The sequence below is a fragment of the Methylobacterium platani genome, assembly GCF_001653715.1.
Lineage (GTDB): Bacteria > Pseudomonadota > Alphaproteobacteria > Rhizobiales > Beijerinckiaceae > Methylobacterium > Methylobacterium platani.
Genome location: NZ_LWHQ01000038.1, coordinates 134,059 through 146,409, shown reverse-complemented (window position 1 = coordinate 146,409; position 12,351 = coordinate 134,059). Strand labels below are relative to the sequence as shown.

General features: G+C 69.3%; 8 protein-coding genes. All 8 read right to left on the bottom strand.

Annotation, left to right across the window (positions count from 1 at the left end; all coding sequences use genetic code 11):
* Positions 1-139: 139 nt before the first annotated feature.
* A complete protein-coding gene (locus A5481_RS19285; RefSeq protein WP_048431811.1) occupies positions 140-448 on the bottom strand; it encodes a hypothetical protein in 309 nt (102 codons plus the stop codon).
* A 255-nt stretch (positions 449-703) separates the two neighbouring features.
* Entirely contained in the window at positions 704-832 is a 129-nt protein-coding gene (locus A5481_RS35740) for a hypothetical protein (protein ID WP_280818760.1), read from the bottom strand.
* 93 nt (positions 833-925) lie between these two features.
* Positions 926-2,872, bottom strand: a complete 1,947-nt coding sequence (locus A5481_RS19280; protein ID WP_053082207.1) for a helix-hairpin-helix domain-containing protein — start codon at positions 2,870-2,872, stop codon at positions 926-928.
* Positions 2,869-3,687 carry a PP2C family serine/threonine-protein phosphatase gene (locus tag A5481_RS19275; protein ID WP_048431812.1) on the bottom strand — a complete coding sequence of 273 codons (819 nt, stop codon included), beginning with the start codon at positions 3,685-3,687 and terminating at the stop codon, positions 2,869-2,871. Before A5481_RS19275 ends, A5481_RS19280 begins: the two co-directional genes overlap by 4 nt.
* Complete coding sequence (locus A5481_RS19270; RefSeq protein WP_245298648.1) at positions 3,684-4,394, bottom strand: vWA domain-containing protein; 711 nt, start codon at positions 4,392-4,394, stop codon at positions 3,684-3,686. The genes A5481_RS19275 and A5481_RS19270 overlap by 4 nt, the downstream gene beginning before the upstream one ends.
* A 26-nt stretch (positions 4,395-4,420) precedes the next feature.
* Positions 4,421-6,487, bottom strand: a complete 2,067-nt coding sequence (locus A5481_RS19265) for a hypothetical protein (RefSeq protein WP_156311686.1) — start codon at positions 6,485-6,487, stop codon at positions 4,421-4,423.
* A 68-nt stretch (positions 6,488-6,555) separates the two neighbouring features.
* Positions 6,556-10,980 (bottom strand): bifunctional RecB family nuclease/DEAD/DEAH box helicase, encoded by a 4,425-nt coding sequence (locus A5481_RS19260; protein WP_053082208.1) that lies wholly within the window; start codon positions 10,978-10,980, stop codon positions 6,556-6,558.
* A 406-nt stretch (positions 10,981-11,386) separates the two neighbouring features.
* On the bottom strand, positions 11,387-11,947 hold the full coding sequence (locus A5481_RS19255) for a hypothetical protein (protein ID WP_048431814.1): 561 nt from the start codon (positions 11,945-11,947) through the stop codon (positions 11,387-11,389).
* Between the last annotated feature and the right edge of the window lie 404 nt (positions 11,948-12,351).

Sequence of the window (12,351 nt, the reverse complement as noted above, 5' to 3'; positions counted from 1 at the left end):
TGGTCGCCCGGGGCGGGCTTTTTCATGCCCGAAGAAATCTCGAAAAAAGTGCGTTCGGCTTGCTCGTAGGCCTTGCTTCTTGCTGCGTGCGCACATCGTGACACGCGGTGCGCACACGATGGCACGCCGTGCGCCCGTCTCAGCCCCGTGCGCGCTTAGCGGCGAGCGCCCGCAGCTGGATGGCGACCCGGCGCCGGTCGTCCTCCGCGAGGGCGCGGCGCTCGGCTTCGGCGACGGCGTGCTCGGCCAGGACACGGCGGTAGGCCATGCGGGCCGTAGCCTGCCGGATGCTGGCGGCCTCGCGGTAGGCGGCGGACTGGATCGCCCGCTGCTCGATGAGGATCGACCCCAGCGCCAGGGCGCCGAACGTCATGGTGCTGTCGAAGGTCTCGGCGACGTCGCGGGCGGTTGGCATCAGGGCGGTCTCCTCGGGCAGGGCGTACGTCAAGGAGATCGGGATCCCGAGTCCCCTGTCCAGAGCCCACGTTGGGTCGTGGTTACCGAGACCCTGGCCCCCTGTGGACAGCCGCTTTTGCCCGTACCGTTCGTACGCCCTCGAATACAGCCCCGTTGAAGGATGGCGTTCGTATGCCTGTCTTGGCGCCCCGTTACCTCCTCGCCGGATAACGCCGCATCATGAGACTGTAACGAAAGATCAAACCGCCCATGGGTCGATTTCATGGGCGGTTTCCGGGGGCGGCCGTCACTGCACGGCGACGTAGTCGACGAGGTCCGCCAGGGCGGCGTCCTGCGTGGCAGGGACCGTCAGCGTGAGTACGTCGCCGGCGTTGACGAGGTAGGGCTGCCCGTTCGTCGTCGTGAACGTGGCCACCGTCTTCCCGGCACCGTAGACAACGGTGCCGATGTTCGCGCCGTTGCCCTACCATCCGCACGCGGCCGATGGCTGCCCGCCGAGAAACAGGTTTCAGTCAAGGTCGAGCGCCTTGAGGTCGATCTCCGCTTGTCGATAGGCCGACCACGCAACGGCGTACCGGGGGTCGAGGTTTGTTCGGAATGCCTTCGCCTCAGCCGACAACCTCTGCAGCGTTCCGACCGTGTGGCTCAGCCTGCCGATGACATCGGACCGTGCCTTCGCTATGTCCGCCTTGACCGACGCGACGTCTTGCGGGTCGACGCCCTGGTGCGGGTCGAAATTGAACTTCGCCTCGGCGGCTCGCCTCCACTTGACCAGGCTGCTCGCAGTGGATGGACCGAAGTTTTTGATGGCCGTGATCCGGTTGTACTCGATGTCGGCTGCCGTCTCGATGCCGTACGAGCGCAGCGTCAGCTTCCGGGCCCCTCCGATCCCGGAGACCTTGGCCTGGGCGACCTTGAAGCGCTCCAGGTGCCTGCGCATCTGCGCTTCCCGTCGACCGGCCTCAAGAGCCGCCAGCCGCCGCGCCTCTTCGGCAGGAAGGTTCTGCATCTGCTGGATGAGCGTCTCGGCATCCTGCCTCGTCTTCAGGAACGTCGCGTTCCCCGCAGCTTGCTCGAAGGTCTTCCTTGCCGTTTCCCATTCCGTCTTCGCTGCGCGCGCTTGTCTACCGGCGGCCTCGATGACTTCAGGCGTGGCGAAGAAGGTGATGAGCGCGGCCACCATGGCGATCAAGCCTAGCGCGACTCCTCCACCCCCTAACCCCATCAGGACCAGCCCCACCGGGCCCAGTACCAATGCCGCGCCCCTGCGTCCGGTCCGGGCGCTGCGAGCTTCCTTGACCGCCGTGCTCGGCTTCGGGGCAGGCGATGCAGGCATCAGCGCGGCAAGGTCCGGTGCCGGCCCTGGGTCAGGCACACCACGGACAGACGCGATGAGTTGCGCGAGGTCGACCGCCGCGCCACCCTGGAAAACCGGTGAAGTCGGTACGAAGGCGACGAAACCGGGGAAGACCTGCTCCATCCGGCACCACGGACAATTCGGTGCCTGCCGGAAGTGATGGTGGTTGTCCTTCCGGTTGCATCGGACAAGGTCAGCTTCCGCCCGTTCGAGAAGGCCGACCCATTCGGGGGCGCCGGGCCTGCCGGAATTCGCACCGAGTGGCCCGAAAGCACGCTCGAACGCGTCGGCAAGCGGCAACGGAAGGTCCGCCAAAGTCGGCATGTTCGGCGGCGGCTCCATAAGGGTCGTCGCGCTGCGGTTCGAGTAGGCGAACCGAAACTCTGCGATCAAGCGGTCGATGGGCGGCATCTCGCCGGCGCCCTTGAAGCGTCCGACGAACGGGAAGCGGCCCATGAACAGGGTCATGAAGACCAGTGTCGCCAAGCCGAAGGCGTCGTGGTTGGGGGTGCGCACCACGCCGGCGAAGGGCTTGCTCTGGAGCTCGGGCGGCGTGAAGTCGGGCGTGCCGACCTTGCAAGGGAAGTTCCTGCCGCCGACGACGTACTGGAAGGAATCGCTGTCGATCAGCGTGACGGTCGCGTCCGGGGCGACCATCACCCCGGAGTGGTTGACGTCGCCGATCACGCACCCAGAGGCGTGCACGCTCGCCATGGCACGGGCCACGTTCGACATGGCGCGCACGAGGAGCGGGTAGGTCGCGGACGGGAAGGCCGTCTTCCGGCTGCTTGGCGAATACAGCTCGTGGACCGGTCGCCGGTTTGCCGCCTTCCTCATGGTGAAGCCGGCGAACGCGCCGGAGCGGAGGTCGAACAGCGCGTCGACCGGGTAGGCGACGAACTTGTTCGCGTGCAGGCGGGCCCCGGCCATCGCGAGCACCTTGCCCTCCCGCTCGGCGGCCAGCCCCGGCAGGTAGATCTTGGCCGCGAGGTCTCCCGAGCCATCGACGACGTGGACGACGCCCTCGCCGCCCTCGCCGAGGCGTGCGCCGAGCCTCACTGTCGCGCCGGCCGTCGTTCGGTACTGGGTCGCGCTCATGCCGTCACGGGATTGAAAATGCCGCGCTCCGGGACGGGAACGCGGCGCGCCATCAGCAGGGTCTTGTCGTCGTCCGTCCTGTCCGTGACCGGCGCGCTGTCGAGGAAGTCGTGCAGGTCGCGCGAAAGGCGGCGCCGGCGTCCCGGAGGCTCCCGGCGCAGGGCCGGGAAGACGCTCTCGAAGAAGCGGTCGAAGGCCGCGCCGGCCGCGAAGTCGAGGGCCAGGCGCTCCATGCCATCCGTGAACACCGCCACCTCCTCCACGCATCCCCGCACGGGCACAACCGAGAGACGCGGCTCGGGGTCATCGGTGACGAAGTAGGTGGTGGCGGCGTACTCCCCCTGCGCCGGCCAGCTCGGCACCCGCCAGACCGTCTCGCCGGCGAGCCGTAGGGCGCAGGCGCCGTCGCCGACATGGACGACCACGGCGGCTTCCAGCCCGACGACGACGCCGACCATCGTCGAGGCAAAGGCGCGTGCAGGCTGGCCCCCCAGCTGGGCCCGGCGGGCGATGCGGTCCCTCATCTCGTCGAGCCAGTCGCGTGCGACGGCCTCGTCGATGTCGTCGACCCGGGAGCCGGCGCGCAGGTACGCCGACGCGGACCTGCAGAACGAGCGAGCCACGATAGCGGACCCGAAGCGGGACAGGGGCGCGCTGCCGGCCCCGTCCGACGCCACGGCCACGAGCGCCGGCCCGGAGGGCGTCCAGACCTCCCGGCAGGCGCCGGCGTCGTCGCACTCCTTCTCCTCCCGAGCGTGCGAGGTCCCGGTGGCGCGGGCCCCGACCCAACTCCATTCCGGCCGGCGAGAGCTCATCCGGCCACCGCCCAGCCGCTCGGGCCCGTCGGGTTGGCGAGCGCGGGCGCCTCGTCGATGCGCGACTTCGAGACGGTCGAGAGCGACGCGGACAGCCACTTGAATAGGTCGCGGAAGCGCAGCCCGTCGAGCTTGAGCGGCTCGCGCACGCTGAGTTGGCGCAGGGTGTCGAAGTTGGCGCCTTCAACACCGACCGCGAAGAACATGAACGCCTTGGCCTCCTCGCCCTCGCGGACGAGCTGGGCCGCGCGCGAGATCGAGTCCGTGGGGCCGCCATCGGTGATCAGGAACACCCAGGGGCGATAATAGCCGATGCCGTTGCTCTTGTAGGCGTCCTTGCGGGCGCGCAGCAGCGACAACGCCTGCTCGACGGCCGCGCCCATGGGGGTATCGGCGGCGGTCGAGAGCGTCGGGGCGTGGAAGTGCTGGGCCCCGACGAAATCGATCTCGACCTTGACCGGCCCGAAGGTCACCACGGCCACGTCCACGCGCTTGGCCGCCAACGTGTCGGCGAAGAGCTCGTCCCGGAAGACCTGCAGGCCCGTATTCAGCTCGTTCATGGGCCGGCCCCTCATCGAGGCCGAGTTGTCGAGCAGCAGGACGACCGGGCAGCGGTTCTCGGGGTTCTCGGCGAATTCGGCGTTCCCGAACGGTCGTTGGTCGTAGCTCATCTCGCTCATCGCAATGCCTTCGGTGTTCGGTTGCAAGGATGGGTTCCGGGGCCGTCGCGACGCTACCGCTCGGCCCGTACGACGCTCGGGCGCGACATCCTCCGCCGCGCGATCTGTGCCGACTGCGGTCCGGCGTCGGCCGGGACCCCTCCGTCGCCCGGCAAAGGCGATGCGGCCTCAACCGCGATGTCGGAGCCGTCCACCTGCAGGGGTGGGTCGGCCAGGGCTGCCACGAGGGCGCCGGCATGCGCAATATTCGTGATGTCGCCGTTCGTCAGGCGGAAGCCCGACGCCTCCAGGCAGGCCTTCCAGGTCTCGGCGAACGCCTGCCCCGCCGCCGAGGACCGCTCGCCATAATCGGGGACCCCGCGCCGCCTGTGGACCTCGCAGTGGACGACGCAGTCCCAGGAAATGGAGTTTTCGTGCTTGTGCGGTCCCGCGCCGCCGTCGCCGAACATGGGCCAAGCCTTGACCGGTCGCATGCCGGCCGCGCCGAGAGCCTTGGCGAGGGCGTGCCAGCCCCGGCCGTCGAGGCTCTGGTAGGTGAACACGACGCGGGCCTCCGGGCGGCACACGCGCGCGACCTCGTTCAGGCGCTCGGTCAGGGCATCTGCGAAGATGCGCTCCGCGTCGTCGTGCCCGAGCGAGGTGGCCAGTTGGCCCGCCGGGAAACCGTCGAGATGCGCCGGGTCGAGGAGGCCGAGGCGCGCCATCCAGGGCACGAAGAAGTGGCCGAGCTCGGAATAGGCGATGTAGTCGAAATAGGGCGGGTCGGTCAGGACGAGGTCCACGGTACCCGTCGGGATGTGCGCGAGGTCGCGTGCGTCCCCGCAGCGGATGTCCCAACCGCCCCGGGGGCGCTCGGGGACGGGCACGACCGAGCCTTCGCGCTGCGGCTCGGTGCCGGCCTTCAGCGACCGGGCCGCGCGCACCACCGAGCGGACCGCGTTGGGGAAGGTGCCGCGCCCGTTCCGCGACAGCCATGGGTTGAGCTCGACCGGTCGGTTGATGTGCCTATAGGCCCGGATCGCGAACAGGGGCGACAAGCGCCGCCAACCGCCCGCGTAGCCGCACATGAGGTTGTTGGTGACGACGTGGTCCGAGAAGGCGATGCGTAGCGCCTCCCCCTCGATGCCGTCCAAGCCGTCCAGCGCCCGTGCCAACAGGCCGAGATGGAGGGACTGGCGCGCGTTGAAGAGTTCCCGGTAGGCCGAGTAGCCGTAACGCAGGAGGCGGTCGTCGAACCGTCCCGTACGGGGGATCTCGCCCGCCACCAGGAAGCCGGGGTCGGCCGTTGCCTCGGCGGCCAAGCGCGACCGCGCCAGCTCGTACGTGGCGCGGTCGCCGTCCTCGGCCCGGCGAAGGCGTCGCTCGCGCACGGGGTAGGACCGTTCCGGACAGCCGGGCAAAGTCTCGACGGCGAAAAGGCGGAACTCCGGCGGGCGGCCGGTCCTGGGGGCCACGTCGATCAGGCGTTGCCGATGGCCGCAGGAGGGGCAGCACGCCTTGCCGTGCGCGACGGCGCCCTTCCGCAGGTCCGTTCGGGTCCCGCACCCGCAACGCAGCGTCTTGCGCTTGATGTCGACCGCCTCGACCGTCCCGCAGGAGCGGCAGATGCCGTGCTGGGTTCCCGCCGCCTCGTCCCAGGCCAGCCGGTAGGAGGGATGGGCTTCGAAGACGTGCCCGCAGGCGGGGCAGTCCACGACCTGGACCCAGAAGGCGTGGAGCAGTCGGCCGGGGGCGCCGTCGTGGTCCGCGGCGTAGTAGGGCTCGACCTCACGCCCCACGACGTCGAACAGGCGGTCGAGCGCGGGACCCAGGTCGGGGACGTCTGCCAGGCGTCCCTGGAAGTCGGAGACCGCAGCCGCCACGGGCTCCACGTCGGTGCCGTGCACGTCCGCGCCGAGCCGCGACGCCTCCAGCAGCATTACGCCGCCGCCCATGAACGGGTCGAGCACCCGCAGGCCGGTGCAGTCGGTGTCGCGGTAATACCCGGCCCAGAACGAGCCGCCGGCAGGCGTGGTGGCCGCGACCAGGAGCGAGCGCGCGGTCGCGGCGAGGCGGCGCGCGAACCACTTGTGGGCCTGGTAGGTGTCGCGCGGCCGCACGCCCTCGCGGCGCGCCAGCACCGCGATGTCCGCGACGGGCAGGTCCCCGGCGTCGAGCAGCGAGCGCCCTGGTAGTCCCCCTCCCGCCATCAGCTCCTCAACTCGCAATCGCCCAGGACAGGGATCGAGAGTTTCATGCGCCCCTGCAAGTGACCATCGGCGTAATGCTTGAGGAGACGGGAGCGGCGGAGCGTGTCCGGGTCGCGGGGCAGGTAGTCGATGAGCGACCGCGAGAGGATCACCACGAGCTTCGCCTTAGCCCGCGATGCCACCACGTTGAACCGGTTCAGGCTGTAGAGGAACTCCTCCTCGGACGCGATCTGGTCCCGGTCGCCCAGCCCGTAGCTCGCGACCATCACCGTCTTCTCCTGGCCCTGGAAGCGCTCCACGGTGTCGACGGCCGCCATCATGGCCTCGTGCTCCGCCTGGCCGCTCCCGATCCGCAGGAGGCGCTCGACCACCGCGGCCTGCTGCGCCCGGTGCGGGGTGACGATGCCGATGCCGTCCCCGTAGAACGCGACCGGGGATAGCGGTTCTTCGCCCTTTTCGGGCAGGAGCCGGCCTCGCAGGGCGCGGACGATGCCGGAGACCAAGGCGGCTTCGCCGTCGTTGCGCTGGCTCGAATGCTCGTCGTCGTGGATCACCGCGACGAGGGGCTTCTCCGGGTCGAGGATCTCCGTCAGGCAAGCGTTCCATGCGGCGGCGTCCGCCTCGCCGGCACCGAGCGTGGCGAGCCCGCCCCCGGCGACGCGCATCCGCAGGTCCGGGAACGCGGCCTCCAGCTCGCTGCGATAGCCCGCTTGCCGAACGAATTCGACGATCTCCTTGTTCGAGCGGTAGCTCCGGTCCAGCATGACCGGCTCGATGCCGACGGCGGCCGGCTCGCCCTTCCGGTACTCCCGATAGAAGTCGTAGATCGAGCCGACGAGGTGCTCCGCGCCTTCCGGCGGCGGCACCGGCTGGATCGGCGGCATCTGCAGGTTGTCGCCGACGACCGTCACCTGAGCGCCCTCGGCGAGCGTGCTGAACGCCGTGACGGCGAGCGCCACGCTCATCTGCGACGCCTCGTCGACCAGCATGAAGTCGAAGAACGGCTTCATGGGGCCTGCTTCGTCCAGGCTCAGCTTCGCGAGCTGATGTGCCGTTCCGGCCACGACGGTGCTGCCGGCGCGGCTGGCGAGCCGCTCGACGAGGGCTTTGTGGTCGTCCTCACCGTCCGTGCGCACATGATGCGGCGCCAGTTCCGGGGCACCGTCGGAATCCTGCATGCTGGACAAACGGGCGACCGCCACGGCGGCCTGCATGCCGAGGTCGCACAGGAGCTGCGGCACCTTCCGGGTGACGGTGTCGATGGCCACCCAAGTCGGGCCGGTTACGGCGATCCGTATGGGGGTGCCCTGGCGCGCGGCCTCGGAAAGGAGGCCGCGCAGCAGCGCGACGGCGGTCGTGCTCTTGCCGGTACCGGGTGGCCCCCAGAGCAGGGACAGGCGCCGCTCGGCGGATTGCCTGATGGCGGTGGCCTGGGCCGCGGTCGGCACCCGGTCCGAGTTGGGGTCTCGCGCGGCCGCGAGCACGAGATCCCCTTGGAACCGTGCCGTCTCGCCGGCGAGCCCGTCCGCGTCCCATATGAACCGCTCCGCCGGGACCGGGGCGGACCGATGCGGGTTCGGCAGCCGCAGGCGGGTGAGGGACGGATTGCGGAACAAGGGCCGCGACCGCGAGAGCGGCGGCACCTTGATCTGCTGCAAGGCCGGCAGGAGGCGCTTCGTCACGAAGAAGTCGATCACGCGCGGGTCCAGGATAGCCTGATGCGCGACGTCGAGGTTGAAATCCAGGATGCCCAGGCGCGCGGCCACGGGAAGGAACCGCCTGTCGGCTTGCGCGACGACGATGCGGCGCACGCGGTCGAAGACCAGGACTTTCACCGCGCAAGCCTTTCGGACGGTGATCCCCTTGTCCCTGTTCTCGACGGGGCCGAGCGCGGTGGCCGCCCTGAGCGCGGGGTGCTCCTCCTTCATCGAGGCGACCGTTCTGTTCTGGTCCTTCAGTGCCGTCTCGGGCATCAGGGTCCAGGTGAAGTCGCCCTCCTTGATCTTGGTCTGAAGGGAGCGCTCGGAGAGGTGCAGCAAGAGGACGTCGTCGCGCTCGTCCAGGTCGTCACGATCCACCAGCATGAGTGCCTCGGTCCGGGCGGCGCCCGTTAGGAACGCGTCCATCCGCGCGCTGGCGAACGTCGCCTCGCGCTGGTGCGGAGGCATCGCCATCAGCAACTCGTTCTCCAGCAACTGTGCCGCGTGCATGAGGCGCGCGTGCTGGTAGAGGATCTCGCTGTCCACCGCCATCGACCCCTCGGGTTCCGTCTGGCCGAAGACGCGGTCGACCCTCGGGGCGCGGGACGAGAGCTCGTCCTTCAGGTCGTGGGCGAGCCGCTCCGCGACCGCCAGCACGGCGTCGAGGCGCCGGGCGACGTACTTGCGCAGGATGTCCCTGTAGCCCTGGAAGTCGGTGCTCTCGAAAGGCGAGCGCCTGTTCCATATCTCGTGGCCCCGCTCGGACGGGATCTGGTCAGAGAGCGGATCGACGAAGAACCGGCTCACGAGGAAGGGCTTGCGGCCTGGCTCCCGGTCCTTGTCCATCCAGGCCGGGTGGTAGGCGTTCGCGATGCCCAGCAGCGAGTAGTGGTGGGGAACGTCGGCCGCGACGAGCGCGGTCACCGCGTCGGATACGATGGTGACCGGCGAGTTCTTGCTCGTGAAGCTGGGCTCCTCGATGACGGTCTCCGGTGGGAACAGCCACGCCATCGGCGCCGTCGACGTGCGCCGCTCGGCCCGCTGCGGCGCCACCACCGCGAGGAAGTGACGGCCCATCACCGTGCGTAGGTGCTCGTAATTCAGCCGGTCCCAGAGGTAGACCTGGAAGGTGGGGAACCGCTTCGGCTCGCCCAGCGCGACGTAGGCCTCGCGGACTTCGCGCGCCGCGGCCTCGATGTCGACGACCATGAAGCGCAACGCCTCCATCACCACCTCGCGCTCGGCGGCGACAGACTTCTGCTCGACCAGCATGACCCGCGGCTCACGGCGCAAGGTCCGCCTCTTGAACCACGGCTTGCCGCCCGCCACCGGCACGCGCTCGTGCGGCATCTCGACGACGAGCCGGTATCCGATGGCGAACGTCAGGCCGCTGCCGACGTCGTAGTCGACGGAGAGCGCCACCCGCACGTCGACGCTCCGCGGCAGCACCGCCGACGTCCCGGCCTTCTTCGGTATGACGGCGTCCGCCGATGAGGACAGCACGTTCGAGCGCGCTTGGAACAAGCTGCGTCCGGCCCGGAGCTTCTGGTGCCCCTCGAAGGCCGGGCTTCCCGCGGGTAGCGCGGCGAGGTCGATGATGTTGGTGACCGAGGTCTCCCGCAGCTTGCCGCAGGCCCCGCGGGTCAAGCCCGTGATCATGCTGAGGTGCCGCTCGCGGCCTGCGACGGGCCAGCAGGAGCGTTCCCGCTTCTTCTCGTCGATGTGCCGCCGCCGCCTCTCCCTCTCCGTCTCCGGTTCGTCCGGGTCGGTGTCCTTCCTCCAATCGTAGCCTAGGTAGTCGCAGCCGCTGCACTTGTTGTCGACGAACCAGGGCAGGGTGCGCCAATCGCCGGCCGCCAGCGCTTGCCTGAGGTCGACCTCGAAGAATCGGCGCACGCGCCCAAGGACGACCTCGGCCGGCATCGTCTCAAGATCGTCTTCCCACGCCGCCAGAAGCCCTGGCAGCGCGGGCCGCTCGATCCCACGTTCGAGCTGCGACTGCTCGAATCGGCGCAGTGTCGACGCCTCGTGCTTGCCCGGCCACACGGCAGCGTTCTTCAGCACGACGAAGCGGTCGGAGCGGCCGGTGGCCTCAAGCCAGGCGGCCAGCGTCATGCCGTAATAGGCGAGTTCCGCGAAGTGCGAGGGCGACGGCTCTCCGCTCAGCTTGATGTCGATGACCCTGAGGCCGAGCTTGGGATCACCGCCCTCAACCTCCACCACGAGGCCGGACGGCGTGACGGCTTCCCGGGGGCCTTCCGTCGGTGGAAGCACGTGCAGGATGTCCGGCCTGACGTCGGAGAAGCCGAGGGCGCCCGCCACGCCGGCCTCCCTCCCGGCATGCAAGGCGACGAGGCCGTGGGCGTCGATGAATGGACGGCGAACCTCGTACTGTGCCTCGATCAGGAAGGTGTGGGGCGTGACGGTGTCGATGTGGTCCTCAAGCGCCAGGGTGCCGAACGCCTGCTCCTCACCGGCCTCATGGCGCTTGGGTTCGCCGTGCCTGACGGAGGAGCCGAAGATGTCGGCCATCTCACCGAACTTCTGCCGCTCGAACTCACGTCCTTGTTCCACGATGAGTGCGAGGCCGGGCCGGCTTACGTCCCGGGGCGGCCCGCCGGCGGCATCTCGCGCGGCCTCCGAGGCGTAAAGGTCGAGCCGGAGGCGCCGCTTGCAGTCGCGGCGCAGGTATTGCGCGAGGGCGCGTTTGTTGAGGACGTACACGACGAATCCGGTAGGCTGAGACCTCCTGTCAACCCAAGGTAGTCGACGTCCAGGGTCAAGTGGCAAGGGTTCCGGGCGACGGATTTACGTTCATATGCGACCGGCCGGCAACTGTGGAGGCGACCCAGCCAGGAAGGCCGCTCCTGCGCCTCATGTCGGTTTGGGAACGGGAACCCACCGTCGGCAGCGACGAACCTTTCTCGTCCGACGGCACGCCTCGCCGGATTAATCCGCCGCTCGGCGTAAAAAGGGCGCGATCCGCTTGATTGCTCGAGAGGTGGACACCAAGATAAGCAGCGAGACCGGAGGGATCGTCATCGGCCGCTACTCGGTTGTGACCAGCATCTCGGGCTTGCGATGCATGCGACTTTGGAGACCTCGGAAGCCTCAAGGCCGCGATGCCGCATTATACGGGCGACCGCCGAGGCATTAGCCTCAGCGACGCTCCCAACGCCTCGTCGGGCGGCGGCACGAACATCCGAAGCCGGTCGAGAACTCTTGTCCGGGCTACGTCGTAGGCGGACTGCCCCGCTTCCTTGCCGCCGCACCGGATGAGCGCGGCCGCGGCGACGATGTCAGCGACGGCGACGGTCGGGTTACCGACGGCGAGCGGGCCCGCCAGGGAACGGCGCAGCCCGGCGAGGCGGACGACCGCCCTCGACAGGTCCTCGTCGACCATGTCGGCCTTGGCCAGCGTGTCGAAGTGCGTCCTTAACCGGCCGAGCTCGTCCCGGGCGGCATAGAGCTCCGCGCGCAGCCGGGCGGCCTCTTCCTCGCGGTCGGCGGCAGCCTGGCGCTCGGCCCGCAGCGCGGTGACCTCGGCCCGCAGGGCGGCGTTCTCGGCCTCGCGGGCAAGCTCGGCCTCGCGGTGCTCCTCGCGCCAACGGCGGGCGCGGTCAGCGGCGGCGACGCGGCGGCGGGCGGCGGCGGTGGTTTCGCGGTCAGTCGGGGGAAGGGCTTCGGTCATGGCGGAAGGATGCCGGCCCGGCCAGCAAGCCACCAGGACCGGTTCGAGGATCGGATGGCCTGTCCCGAGGCACGGCCGGTTCACACGGTTCGCAGAGAGAAAAACGCCCTTTTTTCACGATTCGTAACGGGGAACGCCTCCCCCGGCCCCGCAGGGGCCATAGAGGGAGGTCGCGGTCGATCAGCCCCGGGTTGATGCCGAAACCCGACATGGGCCTTAAAGGCGCAGGGAAGCCCTCCTGGCCGGGGGGGTCGCGTCACCCCTGTAGGACACGGGCGTTGGCCGGCGAGGCGCGTAGCCCCCGTTTCCATCCACCTACAGGCAAGTATTAGGTTCCGGTTCTGGCGTTAATCATGGACGTTCGAGGGCCGTTGACCTTCTCGTGGTCGAGGTCAATCCTGGCC

Bases quoted from the DNA above. Each gene is read 5' to 3' on its own strand.
- A5481_RS19280 (WP_053082207.1), bottom strand. From the start codon at position 2,872: ATGAGCGCGACCCAGTACCGAACGACGGCCGGCGCGACAGTGAGGCTC.
- A5481_RS19275 (WP_048431812.1), bottom strand. From the start codon at position 3,687: ATGAGCTCTCGCCGGCCGGAATGGAGTTGGGTCGGGGCCCGCGCCACC.
- A5481_RS19255 (WP_048431814.1), bottom strand. From the start codon at position 11,947: ATGACCGAAGCCCTTCCCCCGACTGACCGCGAAACCACCGCCGCCGCC.